16 protein-coding genes are annotated in these 17,517 nt (G+C 47.3%); 4 read left to right on the top strand and 12 right to left on the bottom strand.

Annotated elements, in window-relative coordinates; genetic code table 11:
- Positions 1-10: 10 nt before the first annotated feature.
- Entirely contained in the window at positions 11-160 is a 150-nt protein-coding gene (locus H6797_03400; GenBank protein USN96098.1) for a hypothetical protein, read from the bottom strand.
- A 166-nt stretch (positions 161-326) separates the two neighbouring features.
- Between H6797_03400 and H6797_03395 the strand changes: the two genes are divergently transcribed.
- Positions 327-887, top strand: coding sequence for a hypothetical protein (locus H6797_03395; GenBank protein ID USN96097.1), 561 nt, complete (start codon positions 327-329; stop codon positions 885-887).
- A gap of 21 nt (positions 888-908) precedes the next feature.
- On the opposite strand, the gene H6797_03390 is transcribed toward H6797_03395, so the two are convergent.
- From H6797_03390 to H6797_03375, 4 genes are all read right to left on the bottom strand, one after another.
- On the bottom strand, positions 909-1,910 hold the full coding sequence (locus H6797_03390) for a diiron oxygenase (protein USN96096.1): 1,002 nt from the start codon (positions 1,908-1,910) through the stop codon (positions 909-911).
- A 79-nt stretch (positions 1,911-1,989) separates the two neighbouring features.
- Positions 1,990-2,508 carry a hypothetical protein gene (locus tag H6797_03385; GenBank protein USN96095.1) on the bottom strand — a complete coding sequence of 173 codons (519 nt, stop codon included), beginning with the start codon at positions 2,506-2,508 and terminating at the stop codon, positions 1,990-1,992.
- Positions 2,509-3,849, bottom strand: a complete 1,341-nt coding sequence (locus tag H6797_03380; GenBank protein USN96094.1) for a cytochrome ubiquinol oxidase subunit I — start codon at positions 3,847-3,849, stop codon at positions 2,509-2,511.
- Positions 3,850-3,920: 71 nt separating this feature from the next.
- Positions 3,921-4,361 (bottom strand): hypothetical protein, encoded by a 441-nt coding sequence (locus H6797_03375; GenBank protein ID USN96093.1) that lies wholly within the window; start codon positions 4,359-4,361, stop codon positions 3,921-3,923.
- A gap of 566 nt (positions 4,362-4,927) precedes the next feature.
- Here H6797_03375 and H6797_03370 point away from each other — a divergent pair.
- Positions 4,928-6,121, top strand: a complete 1,194-nt coding sequence (locus tag H6797_03370) for a DEAD/DEAH box helicase (protein ID USN96092.1) — start codon at positions 4,928-4,930, stop codon at positions 6,119-6,121.
- 116 nt (positions 6,122-6,237) lie between these two features.
- Here the strand turns inward: H6797_03370 and H6797_03365 are convergent, their stop codons facing one another.
- From H6797_03365 to H6797_03355, 3 genes are read right to left on the bottom strand one after another with little or no spacing between them, the layout of a single operon-like run.
- A complete protein-coding gene (locus tag H6797_03365) occupies positions 6,238-7,938 on the bottom strand; it encodes a hypothetical protein (GenBank protein ID USN96091.1) in 1,701 nt (566 codons plus the stop codon).
- 37 nt (positions 7,939-7,975) lie between these two features.
- Positions 7,976-8,365 (bottom strand): response regulator, encoded by a 390-nt coding sequence (locus H6797_03360; GenBank protein ID USN96090.1) that lies wholly within the window; start codon positions 8,363-8,365, stop codon positions 7,976-7,978.
- The gene (locus H6797_03355) at positions 8,328-10,652 is read right to left on the bottom strand and encodes a HAMP domain-containing protein (GenBank protein ID USN96089.1); all 2,325 of its coding nucleotides are present in this window, start codon (positions 10,650-10,652) and stop codon (positions 8,328-8,330) included. Before H6797_03355 ends, H6797_03360 begins: the two co-directional genes overlap by 38 nt.
- A gap of 140 nt (positions 10,653-10,792) precedes the next feature.
- Here H6797_03355 and H6797_03350 point away from each other — a divergent pair, with 140 nt between their 5' ends.
- Entirely contained in the window at positions 10,793-11,857 is a 1,065-nt protein-coding gene (locus H6797_03350; protein ID USN96088.1) for a DUF2236 domain-containing protein, read from the top strand.
- 21 nt (positions 11,858-11,878) lie between these two features.
- Here the strand turns inward: H6797_03350 and tmk are convergent, their stop codons facing one another.
- The 4 genes from tmk to rplA form a co-directional block, all read right to left on the bottom strand.
- A complete protein-coding gene (tmk, locus tag H6797_03345; protein USN96087.1) occupies positions 11,879-12,547 on the bottom strand; it encodes a dTMP kinase in 669 nt (222 codons plus the stop codon).
- A 3-nt stretch (positions 12,548-12,550) separates the two neighbouring features.
- Complete coding sequence (locus tag H6797_03340) at positions 12,551-13,360, bottom strand: deoxycytidine triphosphate deaminase (GenBank protein USN97106.1); 810 nt, start codon at positions 13,358-13,360, stop codon at positions 12,551-12,553.
- A gap of 93 nt (positions 13,361-13,453) precedes the next feature.
- Positions 13,454-14,524, bottom strand: coding sequence for a hypothetical protein (locus H6797_03335; GenBank protein ID USN96086.1), 1,071 nt, complete (start codon positions 14,522-14,524; stop codon positions 13,454-13,456).
- A 159-nt stretch (positions 14,525-14,683) separates the two neighbouring features.
- The gene (gene rplA / locus H6797_03330) at positions 14,684-15,694 is read right to left on the bottom strand and encodes a 50S ribosomal protein L1 (GenBank protein USN96085.1); all 1,011 of its coding nucleotides are present in this window, start codon (positions 15,692-15,694) and stop codon (positions 14,684-14,686) included.
- A gap of 234 nt (positions 15,695-15,928) precedes the next feature.
- Between rplA and H6797_03325 the strand changes: the two genes are divergently transcribed.
- Positions 15,929-17,515, top strand: coding sequence for an MFS transporter (locus H6797_03325; GenBank protein ID USN96084.1), 1,587 nt, complete (start codon positions 15,929-15,931; stop codon positions 17,513-17,515).
- The last annotated feature ends 2 nt before the right edge of the window (positions 17,516-17,517 follow it).

The raw sequence follows: 17,517 nt of genomic DNA, 5'->3' as shown, positions 1-17,517 counted from the left end.
ATGGTGGTGTCTACTCTTCCTCTTCGCTACCGTAAACGACATACGTATGGTTGTAGGCTTTGCTGTGCCCGTTTGCTGCAAATTTGACGTAACTTGAGGGATTGGTAGGGCTGCTGCTGGCAAACCAGGTGCAGTCTTGGCATTCTACGCGAATAGCCATCTTCACTCCTTGTGTACGAGTCACCGAGTATGACTTTATGTTAATACTATAATATAATTTTTAGAATAATCAATATTTCCGAGGTTTAAGCCAAAAAAGTCTTGTCGTTGAAAATATGTGGTAGAATATGCGTACACGAGACGCAAAAGCTAATCGAGGGTTGTGTATGAGTAATAGGGAGTCGCTTCTGATCGACATGGACGGTGTCATAGCTGACACGATGGGCGGGCTTTTTGACTATATGGAACATCATCACGGACACTCAATGGCACATGAAGACGTCGTTGACTATTGGTTTTCTGGACTACCTAGAGAAAAAATCTTAAATGCTATGCGCAGCAAAGGTTTCTTTAGAGACCTCGACGTTATAACTGGTGCCGTTCGTAGCATTAATAGACTGCGCGACGAATACAACGGCAACGTCTATGTATGTTCGGCACCTATGGAGGGTTCTATAGGCTGTGAAACTGATAAACGAGACTGGTTGGCCGAACACTTTGACGACGATTTTGCCAGAGAGGCCATCATTACAACTGACAAATCAAAGGCGCTTGGGCGTGTCATTATAGAAGACAATCCTCATATTAGCGGTGGCATATGGCAGCCAGTCATGTTTGATCAGCCATATAATCGTAGTGTTACTCACCCACGCATGTATGGCTGGCACGATCTATGGGTAGTGCGCGATCTAATGGACATTCAAGCGATTAACGACCCGTCAGTTTGACGGATTTTTTACTAGTTTTAGCTATTTGCCGTCGGGGCTGTCTATGCCCATGAGTTTCCAGGCGGCGCGACCAAGGCGACCTCGCAGTCCTAGATTGTCGGCGAGTTTCCGAGCGTCTGGAAATAGCTCCTGTAGATATTTTTTGCTACTTTCAGAGTCCCACCATACTTCGTCGGCAACGTCTTTGGGTATGCCCATTTCATTTAGAGCTTCTTCACTGGGGCGCATCATAACATTTGCGCCAATGCGTAGAATCATAGGAAAGACGACGGAGAGCGCTTTGCGTTGAGCGGGGGTTAGCTTGGGGATGTGCTGTTCGAGATATGAATGTGCGAAGCTGATGTGCCGAGCCTCTTCGGCCACGTGGACCTGCATGATTTTTTTAAGTAGCGGATGAAGGTTTTCGTGCTGTCGGAGGATTGCTTTTTGCATGTGATCAATCGGCTCTTCGCCAGCCAGAATAGTAGCCCAAAAGACGACAGGTAGTTTACCTGCAGTGGGCATCAAGTAAGGCGAGATATTGCGAAACCACGCAGGTGCGCCTTTAGTATCGACTTCGCTAAGGTTCACGAATTCCTGAAACATCTGGATGTGGTGAGTCTCTTCAGTGGCTTCGTGCATAGCGTAGCGAAATTCTTCTTTGCCGTTTCGTAAGCCTAGGTTGAAATTCATGATGCCTGAGACTAATAGCTCTTCGAACTGAGAACCAACCTTAACCGTGTGTGCAAAACGGTAAAGCCCTACTTCGATTTGCCTCTCTTTTGGTAGAGATTGGTACCACGGGTGAGCGCCTAGGTTGTCTTCTGGGCCTAGTATCCAACGTTCGTCAGTAGGGTCCATGGCGTTGTCTGGACTTTCCCAGTCTATCCAGTCGACGACTACATTCTCAAAGGGATTATTGTATTTTTTTGCGGACGCCTTAGAGAGTCTATGTATTCTCTTTTCGTAATCATCCCTACCGTTGCCGCCCCCGCCTCGAGTGTTCGGCGTGTTATTGTCATTGTTTCTGGGTGGCTTTTCCATGAACGATCTCCCGTTTTACTTACTGAGTATCTTATCCCTTGATTAAAAATAAATCAATGGCTTAGTAAAGCTTCTGATACTACGTGCGCCTTGAGAAATACAGACTATATATGGGCAGTGCGCAAATTGCTAGCACCAGTGCCAAGCCAGGCAGGAATGCTGGTATAAACTGTAGATTCGCTTCCGGATGCTGTGTTAGTAGGAACCAACTTGCCTGCAGTACAACAACAACGAGTAGTAGTGCGGACACGACGTGACTTAGCGCAAACAGCCAGTCAACCCACGAGATTTTGCTAGAAGTTCTGACGTAGAATATATAAATATAGAGAGCCGCCCTGACGGCAAGTGCGCTTGCGGCAAGGAACGTTGGGATAAAAATCAGGTCGGAAATACGATCGATACTTTTGGTAAAAAGCATCAGTAACATCACGACTCCAAAGATGAGTAACGTATGAGTAACTTCCCAGGTGGCATCTACGTAGTGGGTGCGTCCTTTTTTGGGAGATTTTAATCGCACAAAGCTAAGCCATGTTTCATACAGAAACGCGACGACAAACAGAATAATCGGCGCATATATTAATACGTATGCCCACAACATTTACAGCACCCCTTTCTTATTTGCCTTTTCTGCATGTACGATTTTTATAATTCCCGCTATGGTGACAGTAAACAATACTGCGTACGCCAGTGGGAATAAGTAGCCGAACGTCGTTATGTCGTGCGTTTTAGTAAATGCTTCGGCTGTCGTGACGTAACCGCGAACAGCCCACGGCTGGCGACCAATTTCTGTCATCATCCATCCAAGTTCCACGATTGCTAGTCCGAACCAGCTAACTACGACAAAGCCTAACAATAGCAGTTTGTTTTTTAACAGCTCGGGTCGCCAGCGTCGGATGACGAAATAGAGTGGAATGACGATGACTAGTATAGTGATGAGAGTCATTTTAATGTCGAAGAATGTATGGACAAATAACGGTGGCTGTAGTTTCTCTTCGGTTTTGTCTAGGCCTTGCACCGTGCAGTCTGGTGAGTTGCAGGCTAGTATGCTCAGGGCGTTGGGGATGATGAAATGCGGTCCAGCGATATCGCCCTTGCCGTCTGGGACGCCGCCAACGATTAGTGGTGCATTTGTGCCAGTTTTGTAATCAAGCTCGATTGCGGCAAGCTTTACTGGTTCGTGAGCTGCCAGATATTTACCCGTCAGATCCGCAGTAATAGCAGAACCGGTAAATGCTATGAGTACAAATATCATCAGTTTCTGCACTATAGCGTAGTCAAGTTTATACTTTGCCGTGTTGAGTTGCGATGAGCGAGCTCGGAACAGTCGAAATGCGTATAGCCCGGTTATGAATAGCCCCGCAGCAACGTAGTATCCGGGCATCGAATGAAAGAATGTCACGAGTGCTGATTGTGAAAACATTGCGCCAAGTACGTCGATATTTTGGAACTTACCATTAACGATGTCGAAGCCTGTTGGTAGGTTCATCCAGCCGTTAATGCTGGTGATTGCGTATGCGCTCAGGGTGCTGCCTATGACGACCATGATTCCGAAAAACCAATGTAGCATCTCTGGCACTTTTTTGTTGTCCCATGTAAACATGTAGAGCCCTAGGAACACTGCTTCAATCATAAAAGCGTATGTCTCGAACATGAACGGCAGCCCGATTACTTCCCCGCCGAATTTGAGGATGCCGGGCCAGACTAACGACATTTGTAATGCGATAACTGTGCCTGACAGAACGCCGGTAATGACAAGAAGCGCCATGATTTTTGACCAAAAATGGGCTACCTTTTTTAGATGAGTGTCTTTGCGACGAATACTCATCCACTCAAACCACACAACAAGTATGGGTAAAGTTAATCCGAACAGTACGAATATAATATGAAAGCCGAGACTGTCGCCCATTAAAACTCGCGCTGCGTGAATTTTATCTAACATAACTACTTATGCTTATACACGATTGACCGCTGGCTGTCTATACTTTTACGAGCCAGTTTGGAACTCGACAACTAAGGCGTATACGTTGGGTCTGTTGATGGATAAGATGTCGGTGTAGAAGTAGGATTAACGGTCGGCGATGGTGAAGGAGTCGAAACTGGAGTTGGCGTCGGGGTCGATGCGGGGGTTGGTGCTGGTGCGGGCGTCGTGCTACTTGCGGGTGCAGAGATGATAGGTGCGGCTGGCGCGGTGCTCACCTGTGTAGCGGAGCTATCGTTTGTAGCGGGAGCAGTTGATTCCTGAGGCTTCTTGCTCTGTTTAGTGTCGACACTTTGTGTTACCGGTCTGGTGTTTTCGATTTTTACTGGCGATGGTGAGCTATGCGGTCGAATGTATGAGTCGGCGGCTTGCAAGTGCATGGTTGTGTCGGCGGTAGCAATGATCGCAAGGGATGCGATTCCTCCAAATAATATAAGCTTCCGACGCGCTAAACGTTTTTTGATGACTAACACGTATTCCCTCCTTAAACTAGAGCCCACTCACATTTATTGTGTATACAATATAACAAAGTTTACTAAAAATAAAAAATATTAATTAAAACTTATATGGCACTGATTGGCGCCATATAAGAAGAATAAGGTTTACGCTTTTGATGGGTTTCCGAGAAGTGTAGCTAGCTGTTCGCGTCTATGAACTTTGCAGTCTATTGTATGCGTCGGTTTCTTTTGAAAAGGTATGTGCCTATAAGTCCAAGTGCGCCGACGTAACCTAATAATCCTAGCGGTACATAGATTTGGCTCAGGAAGTAGCTGACAACAACACAGACTACGACTAAAAGTATTACTGTCCAGATATTATTCACAGTGTCTCTTTCTGGTTATGTTGACTGCACGGAGTATAACACGCACGAGCGAGGCGTGCCGGATGGATTGCAGAAAGCTAGTCATTAGGCTTGTAAAACAAATAAACTTATGTTAAACTATGTCTATAGTAGTTGAACAATCTCTACTGGGTGAATACTTGCATTACTAGATAATCTTGTCGTTCATCATGCATAAACGTACAAGAAAGGTATCTAATGCACTATAATTCCCGGTTTAGCGGCAATCGCCGCAGTAATTTTGCGCCGCATAAGCGTCGTAATTCATATCAATCTAAAACATCGGCTATCCCCTATAGTCGTTACATTAACAAGGCAGTTGAAATTGCAGAAGAGGTGCCGTATGTGCCAACGCATAAGTTTACCGATTTCGGTTTAAACTCACGCACTACTGCAACTCTTGAGCATCTTGGTTTTGTTAACCCTTCCCCTATTCAGGATCAGTGTATTCCGCCTGCCCTAAACGGCCAGGACATCATTGGTCTTGCGAATACTGGTACGGGTAAGACGGCTGCATTCTTGTTGCCAATCATCGAAAAATTGTCGACTGATCCTAGCCTTGTAAGCGTGCTTATACTTGCGCCTACGCGTGAGTTGGCTCAGCAGATCGACCAAGAGTTCCGCCGTTTTTCAGCTGGTCAACGACTATTCTCTACTCTAGTAGTGGGCGGGGCGAACATTAGCAGGCAAATTCAGCAGGTTAAACGTGGGCCGCATCTTATCATCGGTACACCAGGTCGTATTAAAGATCTAATCGATCGCCGTGTTTTGCGCCTGCAAAACGTGACAACATTTGTACTCGACGAAGCTGACCGTATGTGCGACATGGGCTTTGTGAAAGATATTCGAACTATCGAAGAGGAACTTTCAAAGGACCGTCAAACATTCTGTTACAGTGCGACCATGACCAAAGACGTTAAAATGATCGTTGAAGAGTTCATGCGTAGTCCAGTAACAGTGTCTGTTGTTAAGGGCCAGAGTAACGATCACATTGAGCAAGATGTCGTGCATGCCCGCGACAAGGCTCACAAGATTGAGCTTTTGACTGAACTTTTGCAACAGCCTGAGTTTGAAAAAGTTATCGTGTTTGGCGAGACTAAATACGGAGTTCAGCGACTTGCTGATAATTTGACGAACAGTGATCTTCCGGCCGTAGCGATTCATGGCAATAAGTCTCAGTCGCAACGTGAGCGAGCCTTGAGGAGTTTTAAGAACAACGAAGTAAACGTACTTGTTGCTACTGACGTTGCTGCGCGCGGCATCGATATCCAGGGAGTCTCGCACGTGATCAACTTTGATCCACCGAAAGTGTATGACGATTATGTGCACCGCATAGGCCGAACTGGTCGTGCTGGTAAATCTGGTAAAGCACTGACGTTCATCCTAAAATAATATAATCTTATGGTTATAGTAAACCGCACCGTCATAACGACGGTGCTGTTTATTTTATATACAAAGATAGAGTCTATGCTCTGCTTTTATTTAGTGCGCCCAACAATTTATAGTTCCTAAATCACTACATTTTGAGGTTCGTTGTCAGTATGCGTGACTTCAGGAGGTGCTTGCAGCGGTTGTTGTGAACTTACTTGCGGCTGATTGGCTGCAGGTGAGGGATTGCTTTGGAGGGGCGTCACGACGGTATTTAATGGTTGAGCCGGTTGAACCGGTAGACTTGGCTTGGGCGTCACCGTTGCGGTTGTTGGTTGAGTCGGTTGAACTGTTGGAGCTGTCTGCGGTATTGTCGTTGCTGGAGTCGGCTGAGCTGGCTGCGGTATTGTCGTTGTTGGAGTCGGCTGAGCCTGTTGAACTGGCTGAGGAACCGTAGAGGTCTGCACGGGAGTTGTCGGTTGGGCTTGATTGAGCGACTCAGCTAAAGCCCTTGGCAGTTCCCATGGGGCTGGGTTAACAGGTACTGGTTGTGGTGTGAAGACTGAGATTGCAGGTACGGGCCTGAGTGTATGCCCTACAGGGCTCTGGCCTACTGAGCCAGCAATGACGCCATGTATGGCTGTAGATGGAGCAACGATTAGTGTGCCATTAGCCATACGCTTAAGTCTCAGTATGAATATTGTACCGCCGGTTATTAGTATGATGGCAGAAACAACGGCGACGGTAACGGCTACTAGATTGAGTGGTCGTTTTACTGCCGGAAGCTTAACTGCTACGACCTCGCCGATATGATCTACGCCTAGGGTTACATCATGGCTTGTTGTTTGGCCGTTGTATGAAACAAGTAACACGTGACTACCTGTCAGCACATTAGAAAACGTTCCTAATCCCTTGGAATCGGTCGTAATTTTTTGTGATCCATCTAGTGTTACTTCTGCGCCGTTTACTAAATTGCCGGAACTATCTTTTATCTCGATGTTTAGTGGTACAACGGTTGCATTTTGATCGATTTGCTGGCTTGACGCTGAAGTGTTTTTCGACTTTGACGTACTTCCGGAAGTGCCTTTGCTACTAGTAGTCGTTTTGGATGATCCGGAACTGGAAGTTGTGCCAGAGGATGAGCTTGATGAGGACCCGGAAGAGGAGCCCGATGAGGTGCCGCTTCCTGTTGATGGTGATGGTGACGAGGATGATGTTGGGGTTGGAGTTGGAGTTGGATTCTGGGTTGGATTCGGAGTTGGATTCTGGGTTGGATTCGGAGTTGGGTTTTGGGTTGGATTCGGCGTCGGCGTTGGTGTCGGTGCGGGCGTCGGCGTCGGCGTTGGTGTCGGTGCGGGGGCTACGATTGGTACTGTGGCGAGCGTTTGCGTAAAATTACATGTGACTGGACTACCGCCGTAACCGGGTATGGTCGTAACGGTTCTTACGAGTTTGATAACAACCGAGCTGCCTACGGCACCAGTGGCGTTGATTGACCAGTTTGGGTAATATGCCGTGTAAGTGCTGTGACCCGTTGTAGGACTTGGCGACGTGTAGAGAAAGTTTTGGCTATAGGAACTTGAAGAAGTATTGGTGGCTGACATGTTGAAAACAGATGACGTCACGGTTAAGCCGTAGCTATTTTTTGGACTGACGGTAATGTTACTTACCGTAAAGTATTTGCCGTGTTCGACACTACTTGGTACAGTCGCGGTAAAGGTTACCTTTACTGTACAAGTGGCTGTGACAGATACGGTAGTTGCGGAAACTGGAGCACTTGGCACGAAGAGCCCTAATAGGCTGACTGCCAAAATGCTGAAGAATATTATTCTACTCCGCATGTCTTCTCTCTTTAAATCCTTCTACTCATTCTATTAATTACTCATCATCTTCATCCAGCGATTCAATCACTTTCGGCAAGTCTTTGGGTAAGACGTCTGCTTTGATGATGAATCCATCGGCTCCGTTATCCATGGCGTTGTCGGCGACGCTTCGTTGGGCTAGGTTTGTCAGCACGACGATCTTCGTGTCCATACATCCATAAGCCGGGTTAGTGCGTAATTCTTTGAGTACTTCTAGCCCGGATGTACCCGGTAGCATGACGTCCAAAAATATATAATCGGGGTGAAAATTTTCGAGTTTTGCATAAAACTCATCGGCGCTGTCTGCCACTTCAACGACGTATTCGTTGTTGGCGAGGGCCATTCTGTAAAGGTCTCGGATTGACGCGTCATCCTCGACTACTAGGACGTTTTTTAAACCAGCCACGTATGCCTCCTGATGTTTTCTTAGCTATCATGTCGTCATCTCTGACGGGGTCGTAAATTGGGAGAGTGAAGTAAAATATTGAGCCCTTACCTTCGTCTGGCTCTATGCCGATCGTACCATGCTGTAACTCGATGATTGTCTTAGATATGAAAAGCCCTAGCCCAGTGCCGCGCGTGCCGGTGATAAGGCTACGTTCGGCACGATAAAACTTCGTAAATAGCCTATCGCGAAGTTCTTCTGGCACGCCTGGTCCGTTGTCTGAGACTTCAACGCGCACTTCTTTGTCGTGTATCGTCAGGTTAACGTCTACCTTGCCGCCCTTGCCTGAATATTTGAGCGCGTTACCTATGAGGTTGTTTACTACTTCCACTATAGATGCAGTATCGGCAGGCACGTAAACAGAGCGCTGAGTATCGCAATTGTAAGTTAATGATTGTTCCTTCTGGGCTGCGACCGATTTATGCTGTTCTACGTTTTCTTTCACAAGTTTTGTCAGGTTTAGTTTCTCAATAAATATTTCCATATCACCACGTTCGATACGAGCGATATTTAGTAGTTTGTTAATTAGTTGGCGTAGTTGGTCGGCGCCATCCATAGCTTTGTGAAGGTTTTCGAGATTATAAATAGTTAGTTCGTTAACTGCCGTGGTATTAAGTAGATCAAGGTATCCTCTGATGACGGTCAGTGGCGTTCGCAATTCGTGCGCAGCAATGGCGACGAAGTCTAATTTCATGAAGCTGAGTTCGCGGCTTGCCGTTTGGTCGTGGATGGTTATGATGGCTGCAACGTCGCTTTCCTGGTGATCGAGTACGGCGACCATTACGTCTAAGTAAACTACAGATTCCCCGTTGTTGAGTACAAGATCAGAATAGCGGTAGATGCCGCCATTTTTTAGGTCGGGTGTAAATCGGTTGCCGTCGTGTTCCCAATTAAATTGTTCGTCCATAAGCGTACCTTCGAGCGACTTCGGACTTTTATTAACAAAGGCGGCGGCAGGAGGATTGATAGAGATGATTTCTCCATCACTGTTGACGGCCACGATGCCATCGTTCACGCTGCTGATGATGTTGTTGAGCTTGATTTGTTCAATTTTTAGCTTAAGGTTGTTTGTCTTTAGGTCACCAATTAATTTTTTAATACCCTGACCCATAGCGTTAAACGTTTCTGCCAGTTCTTGTAATTCGTCTTTGGTGTGGATCTCGATTTTTTGGTCAAAGTCTCCACGCCCCAACCGCTTGGCTCCGAGAGACAATTCTCTTAGGGGGCGAATAAGCTGCCTACTAAAGAAGAGGCCTACAAGGACCGTAAGAATAGTGGCTATGACGCCGGTCGTGGCAGATAGTTTGATGAACGAATCTATACCGGAGTAGATACTTTCAACGGGTTCTTCCACGATGACCGCCCATCCGGTCGTGGTTCCGCCCGGTGTGCTAATGACATCTTTACCGGTTTCAGAGACGGTTTGAGTAGTACGCCCGTTACCGTTAATGAACTGATGGACCGCCTCGGTCTCGGCTAAATCTTTGTGAGTATCAAGGAATTTCTTGTCTGGATGCGTAACTAAATTACCGCTTCCATCGACGACGTATGCGTAACCACCCTTTCCAACGGTAGTTGAGATTACTGATTGCCAGAGATCGCTTACATTGAAATAGCCGATGATTGCTCCGGCGACATTATCAGTAGTGCCTACGGGCGACGCAAACAAGCTGTTGCTTGGTTCGCCGTATGTTTTGAGAATCGGAAGACCGACAGCAATCTGCGGGTTGTTATTGTCGTCGCGACCAACAGAGATAAGATATGACTTGCCCACCATGAATTGCAGGGCGCCGGAGCTTACTAGGTCTACCTTACTGTCTGTTACTTTTATTAAGCCTGAGCTCTGAGAAGTAAATGTTCGCTGACGACCGTCTGCCGTTTGGATCGATACTTGTTGTAGGCTGGCGTTTTGGTTGAACAGCGCAGACAGACTTTGGTCTAACCTGTCGTTGTCGAGCGTGTGTGTGGAAGACAGCCTGGCTTCAAAGGCTAGCATGTTGATGTCGTTGGCCAGGTAGTTATCGACGCGTCGAGACAGGTCGTTGGCTACTACTTGCTGCTTGACGGTTGCGTCGTTAAGTAGCTGATCTCGGGCGTTGTTTACGAGTACATAGCTTACAGAGATAAGGGGTACGAGCGCGATATAAAGAAAATAGACGAGAATTTTGGCAGAAATATTCAGTCGCACGGCATGCCTAACCTTATACAGGACACCCTTCCCAACGGGACTGTTTTTTCCACCAGTCATACCTTATTATGCTAAAGCTATTTGCCTTAAAACACAAGCATATAACTAGAGTAATGGATGGCAAGGGAGATTATTTTAAGTTCTATGCTTGCAAATAATTTAACCTGGTAGGATAATATAGAAAATTATTGGAGAATCATATGGCACATCCAAGGTACGGTATACAAGCAAGCGAATCAGAACGACAATTCCTGATTGTGGACCGCCATGGAGATCCAGTCGTTAACGACAGAGGTGAGGAGCTTATCGGCGCCCCATTGGACGGCGACTCTATCGTAAAACGTAAATTTGGCAAAGTTGCCTATGGTACTCAAATCGGCATAGGTATAGAGCAATTGCTGCATCCTCAAATTGGAGCGGCGGTTGAACATACAGAGAAATTTTGGAAGAATCCGTATAACCGCGTTGCCGTGTCGATGGACCCTATTATGGCCGTTGTGTATGCCGACGATCCTTATGCTGCCGGCGATCGCGTACGACAGTTTCACGAGCGTATTAACGGCAAGGACTATATGGGCCGTAAATTTAACGCGTTGGATCCAGAGGCCTTTTACTGGGCTCATGAGACGTTCCGGCGTGGTGTCCAAAATCTTGCCGAACAGTATAGCTTGGAAAGCTTTACCGACGCTGATCGTGAACAACTACAGCTTGAATCGGCGACATGGTTCAGTTATTACGGCATGCCTATGAACATGGTGCCGGCGGACTACGGGGCAAATTTGGAATACCGTAAATACATGATCGACAACGTATTAGAAATGAATCCTAGTGCAGAGCGAGCAATTAATTTAGCGCTAGATCGTACTCCACCGCGACCAGAGTCTGTGCCGAAAGCCGCATGGCCTCTTGCTAAGTTGGCCTTGATGCCAGTTACTGAATTAATGAGTTTGCTAACGATTGGCGAATTACCAGCAGACATCAGGACTAAATTCGGCATCCCATTCACGAAAGACAACCAGAAAAGGCTAAATGAGCTTCGAAATATCATCAAGACATTCGAGGGTCCGCTGCCTGACCCGCTTCAGTATTTGACAGTATACGACGCGGTAAAGCGCGATCGTGGCGGTGAACATAAGAATATGGTCGATCACGTGACTCATACAGGTATAGCCGCCGGCAAGGAAGTTGTGAAAAGGATCGTCTTCCCTGTATTTAAAAAAGCTCAGCAGTCCGCAGAATCAATACGATCGTTTGTAGCTGCGTAAGAATCCAAAGCTTATCCTAGCCTATATTCGAGGCTCTACGATGCTCCAGATTTCATCGGTAACTTCAGTTATGCTTCCGGAAGCGGATACGATTGGGATTTTATAAGTACTCGCTATATTTATATAGGCATCCTTAACTCGCTGTTGAAAGTCACCTCCTTTGCTCTCGAAAGTGTCGGGGTTTTCAAGCTCGCCTCGAGCTTCAATTCTTTTGAGTCGTACTTCCTCGTCGTCAAGGTCGAGTATGATGGCGATATCAGGGTTCATGTAATGATTGTCCGTAGCGGTAGCGGTCATATTATGAATAAGTTCAAGATCTAGCCCTTCTCCGTATCCCTGATATGCGAGCGTGGAATAGTAATTGCGCGCAGCTACTACCCATTTACCTAGTTTAAGAGCGGGAATTGCTTTTTGGTGCCATAACTCATGCCTGGCTGCGCTAAAAAGAAATAAGTTTGTGGTTGCGTCACGTGTCAGGGAGCCATTTTTCAGAATGGTTCGGATAGCATCCGCAATCAACACCTCGTCAGTTTCTCCGTCTGCAGGGTCTTTGGCTGGCTCAGAAAGTTCAACGGACGCAATGCCTTGTGATGCGAGCAGCTTTCTCACCTTATTTACCTGTGACGTTTTGCCCGTGCCGTCATGACCTTCAATGACGACGTATTTTCCAACTTTTTCTGGAGCTTTCATAGTCTATAGGTAATTCGGATTTATACCTTCGGGTACGGGTGGCAATACGATTTCGTCCTTGTAGGCGCGCGGGAGCATCTGTTCAGGAGTCCACAGGCGTTTGATCTCGGCCAGGTCGTCGTAACTAGTTGCCTGGTATTTACCCGTAGCTTTTGAATATTCGATGTCGACCGGTCCGGTCATAGAGAATACGATTTGGGCTATGCGATAACCAACCGGTATGGGTACATATTCGTTTTCATTGAGATTGTTGATTTCCATGGTCCAGCGGTTTATGTAGCCAGGGTCTCCCCAGCCGGCACAAAAGCAGGCAGCCACGCCAAAGCGGCCGGTTGTGCTGCGCGATTGCATGCTGGTGGTTCCTGGCGGTTTAATGCCGATAAACTCATTAGTGTGGCCAAGTATGCGTTCGCCGGGACGAAGGATGACTACCGGGTGATCCTCGGGGATGCCATCGAGCTGATCAAGCCCTTCAAATCTGTCGTAACGAGCGCTGCCCTCTTCGCGGCTGAGCCGACCGTCCTTGATGAGTAGCAAAATTTCCTTGCCAATTTTCTTGCGCACTTCAGCAAGTGGCAAGGCTTTTTTGGCTTCGCCAAAGTAACGATCGACGTCGTCTTTGTCGAACGGATTAAAGATGCCGCCGAGCTGTCGAGCGGTTCCTGCATGATAAAAGTAGTGTCCGAGGGTCACGTCTATACTAGATCCGTTGATTTTGCGTGGTTCAGGATCGCAGACGATGTGACCCAGCCCTAGTGCTACCTTGAGTTCAACGTCGCTAAATGTGCCGTAGCCAATGACTCGGTCGTTCATGACGCGAACGGGAGTGTGGTTAAAGTCAGTGTCGCCTTCCGTAGGTATGTATTCTACGTTAAAACCGGCAATTTTATCGTATTCTGGCATTCGTTAATCCTTATTGGTAATTTGTGAAAAATCTTGTTCGTACGGCACTTGCTTGCGGTGTTGAATCCAGCCTCGGAAATTACCCAGGAATTGGACGTTTTCGGAATGCTTTGCCATGTGCGCGCTTCGGTATGAGCGAAGGCCGCTGATGGCTACCATGGAATCAATGACTTGTTGCTGCGTCTTTACAATCTCCCAGTCCGCCCAATTAAATGGCGTCGCCTGATGTTCGAGCGGAGACATGTGGCCACCGTTACGAAGTTGCTGGTATCGTTTTGCCTCTGATGCGAAATCCTTTTTTTGGTGGCGATTGTAGCTGACAGCTGCACATCGCGCAGCGGATGCTTTGATGCCATCGTGATAATTTGTAAATTCATCATCTTCCACTAATGGCAGATGCCAGTCGCCTGGGCCGATAAGTTGCGGTTCTGATGCTTCGATTGCTTGCTGAGTGAGCCTTGCTGAAGTGGCTATTTCACCCTGGGCGTCTGGGTGGACACGAAGACCATAAAAGTTGTCCCATTCTGTGGCAGTAATGATGACAGTGTGCCACATGTAAGCTTCTAGGCCTCGCCCGGCAAGCTGCTTGTGTACATTGAGTAGAGACGTTTCGTTTAGATCAATTTCGTCTGTGCTTTTCGGTAATACATTCTTGATTTCTTGAAATTCTTCTTCCAGCGTGGTGCCATTCACGAATTCCTTTGTTGGATCGTAGTCGAGCAAGTCAGCCGCAACATCACGGCCAAGTATGAGTTCGAGCGTTGTAGTGAGGGCGCGGTCACGACCTGCAAGCCATACTTCTACGGCTTGGTCGTGCTTCATGCCTTCAAGATTCTTATACGATTGCATGCCTGGCTGATTGATGCCGAACTTTTCAGGTATAAAAGGATTTTTAATTAGGTTTGCAAGGTGATTTGCGAGTGGGATTGCGCGCGTACTTGCCGAGTTACGGCTAAACACGCGGTGTGTCATGAGTTCAGAGTGAATCAAACGAGGATATGTCGCCTCGACGGTCGTCAGACGAATTCCCTTGTCTGATATTGAATCAGCAAGAACTTTTGTTTCAAATGCCATATTCCCTCCTTAAAAAACTCCTAAATATGTCTATTTTTGCTCACCCCGTTGCCACTATTCTACCTAGCATTTTAGTCTTAGGCAAAGTTGTATATACAACATATTTCTACAATCAAAAATAGCCCTATAGCGGGCTATTTTTGATTGTTTTACAATTAACTAGTTGATACCAGCATCAACCTTGATGCCAGGACCCATAGTTGTAGTAACGCTGGTTGATTTAACGTAGCTACCCTTAAGGCTGCTTGGTTTTTGAGACTTCAGGCTGTCTACAAAGGCAGTGGCGTTTTGTACTAGCTTTTCAGTACCAAAGCTTACCTTGCCGATGCCGATGTGAACAATAGCTTGCTTGTCGACGCGGTATTCAACACGACCGGCTTTTGCTTCTTCGACGGCTTTGCCGACGTTTGCTGACACGGTGCCACTCTTAGGGTTTGGCATAAGACCGCGTGGGCCAAGCAATCGTGCGTACTTACCAAGTTTTGGCATGTACTGAGGAGTTGAAACGAGGATGTCGAAGTTAAGTTCTTCCTTTTCTAGTTGCTTTAGGAAGTCGTCGTCACCTACGACGTCTGCGCCAGCTTTTTTGGCTGCGGCATGTTCAGATTCAGGTGCAAATACTGCTACACGGACGGTCTTGCCGGTACCGTGTGGCAGGCTGACAGTCGCACGAATGTTTTGGTCGGCCTGACGAGGGTCAACGCCTAGGCGTACGTGCAATTCAACGCTAGCGTCGAATTTGGTTGGGTTGGTTTTGGTTGCTAGTTCTAGCGCGTCCTGAAGACTGTAAACTTTGCCCTTTTCAACTAGTTCAGCTACCTTGCGGTAATTTTTGCCACGGCGTTCGAGGCGTGAGCGGATAATAGGTGCTTTGCCCTTTTTAACGTGAGCTTCGGCGTCTTCAGACTGAGGTGTTGTGTCGCCAGATTCTTTGCGAGCTTCTTTTTCTAGCTTTTCAGCTACTTCTTTTTGAGCTTTTTCACTGCGCTTGCCGGCTTTTGCGGCTGGCTTGTCGGCTACTACTTCTTCAGCTACGACTTCTTCGACCTTTTCAACCACTGGAGCATCTACTGTATTGATGGCAGCTTCGATCTCGGCGATTGTGTTTTTTTCGGTGACTTCGAGTTTGAGCTCGGCAGCCTTTTCTAATAGTTCGGCTTTTTTAGCCATAGGTGTAAACCCTTTCTGTGGTGCAAGCGGTAGTTTTGCTACCTCCCAACATTGATTTGTATGGACTAATCATAGCAAAACAGAGGTAAAATGTCTAGACTCATTGACCTATAATGCAATAAAAAGTATAGTTATGCCATCTTCGTCACCCGGCGAGTGTGGAAATTGGTTTTTTCATATGTCGGGGCGATGAAGCCCTTTGACAAGTGAAAGCAAAGCAGAGAGGTTGCGACAATGAGCAATTCTCAAGATGTATCGGTGGGTTTGAGCCATCGGGCGATTCTCACAGTTTTGTTTGGTCTTATCGCCGGGATGTTTCTTGGCGTGCTCGATCAAACAGTAGCTGGAGCCGCATTGCCGACGATTGTCGGTGATTTGAATGGCGTTGAGAGTATGTCGCTAGTAATAACGGCATATATGTTGGCTTCGGCCGTTGTGCTGCCCATATGCGGAAAACTAGGCGACTTGTTTGGTCATAAGCGCATGTTTATCACTGCAGTCCTGGTGTTTTTGGTCGGGTCAACAATGAGTGCGCTAGCAACGAACATGACGCTGCTGATTATTGGGCGGTTCGTCCAGGGTCTCGGTGGCGGTAGTCTGATGGTACTTGCTATGGCGGTAATGAGCCACATTGCTCCACCAGACAAAATGAGAAAGTATACGCCGCTTTTTGGTCTGACATTCGGCGTTTCGTTCGTCGTCGGTCCGCTTATCGGAGGCTTTTTGTCTACGGTTCATGACACGCATATTTTTGGTGTTATGACGAACTGGCGATGGGTATTTTGGTTAAATCTGCCGGTTGGCGCGCTCGCGTTAGCCGCTATTGTGGCATTCGTGCCAAAGCTGCCAGTGCCAAAGGTTCGGCCGAAATTCGATACGTACGGGATCATCCTGCTGAGTTTAGCGTCGACTTCAATAGTTCTCGCGACAACCTGGGGCGGGTCGAAGTACGCATGGGGCTCGCCGGCAATCATTTGGTTGATTGTTAGCGCAGTTGTAAGTGCTATCCTGTTCGTTATTGTTGAACGCAGGCTGGTAGAAGATCCTGTCATGCCACTTTTTTTGTTCAAGAACCGTAACTTTTCGTTAGTGACGGTAGCGGGTCTTGTGCTGGGTGTCGTGATGATGGGGACGTTGGCGTATTTGCCAACGTATCTTCAGATGGCAACGGGCACTAGTGCGACGATGTCGGGTGTTTACATGCTGCCGCTAGTGGGTGGCATGCTAGTAGTCTCAAATACAGTCAATATCATCATCACTCGCACGAAGCGTTATAAGTGGGCGCCGCTTTCGGGTATGGCAGTCATGGGTGTTGGTTTGGTTCTGCTATCTACCCTTACGGCAACGACAGCGATTTGGCACATCTGTGTGTATCTTGGCGTCATGGGAGCCGGCATGGGTATGACCATGCAGACTCTGATGGCAATCGTGCGTAACGAAGTGCCGCTCATGATGTCTGGTACGGGAAATTCGACGAACATATATTTCCGTACAATCGGTTCGGCACTGGGCGCGTCGTTTATCGGTTCGTTGTTTGTGACAAACTTGAAAGATCAAATTGCAGAAAGGTTACCCGGAGCGTCAATTGGCAGTGGTGGACAAGGTTCGCTAACTCCAGCGGTCGTCAAAATGTTGCCAAGCACGGTTCGAAGCGCCATCCTGGAGTCGTATAGTGATGCGTTGACGCCAATTTTCCTCTGGATCACACCTCTTGTTGTAGTGGCGTTCATTGTACTGCTTTTCCTCCGGGAAACGCCGTTCAAAACCACTCTAGATTATGGAAAGACAGGCGAAATGGCGAAAGTCGAGGCGATGGTTTGATG

The sequence above is a fragment of the Candidatus Nomurabacteria bacterium genome, from assembly GCA_023898645.1.
Taxonomy (GTDB): Bacteria; Patescibacteriota; Saccharimonadia; order Saccharimonadales; family Saccharimonadaceae; genus UBA2112.
This window is presented reverse-complemented; position numbering and strand designations above follow the sequence as displayed.

Excerpts from the sequence above, each read along its gene's own strand:
- H6797_03400 (USN96098.1), bottom strand. The coding sequence starts at position 160 with ATGGCTATTCGCGTAGAATGCCAAGACTGCACCTGGTTTGCCAGCAGC.
- H6797_03395 (USN96097.1), top strand. The coding sequence starts at position 327 with ATGAGTAATAGGGAGTCGCTTCTGATCGACATGGACGGTGTCATAGCT.
- H6797_03390 (USN96096.1), bottom strand. The coding sequence starts at position 1,910 with ATGGAAAAGCCACCCAGAAACAATGACAATAACACGCCGAACACTCGA.
- H6797_03385 (USN96095.1), bottom strand. The coding sequence starts at position 2,508 with ATGTTGTGGGCATACGTATTAATATATGCGCCGATTATTCTGTTTGTC.
- H6797_03380 (USN96094.1), bottom strand. The coding sequence starts at position 3,849 with ATGTTAGATAAAATTCACGCAGCGCGAGTTTTAATGGGCGACAGTCTC.
- H6797_03370 (USN96092.1), top strand. The coding sequence starts at position 4,928 with ATGCACTATAATTCCCGGTTTAGCGGCAATCGCCGCAGTAATTTTGCG.
- H6797_03365 (USN96091.1), bottom strand. The coding sequence starts at position 7,938 with ATGCGGAGTAGAATAATATTCTTCAGCATTTTGGCAGTCAGCCTATTA.
- H6797_03355 (USN96089.1), bottom strand. The coding sequence starts at position 10,652 with ATGACTGGTGGAAAAAACAGTCCCGTTGGGAAGGGTGTCCTGTATAAG.
- H6797_03350 (USN96088.1), top strand. The coding sequence starts at position 10,793 with ATGGCACATCCAAGGTACGGTATACAAGCAAGCGAATCAGAACGACAA.
- tmk (USN96087.1), bottom strand. The coding sequence starts at position 12,547 with ATGAAAGCTCCAGAAAAAGTTGGAAAATACGTCGTCATTGAAGGTCAT.
- H6797_03340 (USN97106.1), bottom strand. The coding sequence starts at position 13,360 with ATGAACGACCGAGTCATTGGCTACGGCACATTTAGCGACGTTGAACTC.
- H6797_03335 (USN96086.1), bottom strand. The coding sequence starts at position 14,524 with ATGGCATTTGAAACAAAAGTTCTTGCTGATTCAATATCAGACAAGGGA.
- rplA (USN96085.1), bottom strand. The coding sequence starts at position 15,694 with ATGGCTAAAAAAGCCGAACTATTAGAAAAGGCTGCCGAGCTCAAACTC.
- H6797_03325 (USN96084.1), top strand. The coding sequence starts at position 15,929 with ATGAGCAATTCTCAAGATGTATCGGTGGGTTTGAGCCATCGGGCGATT.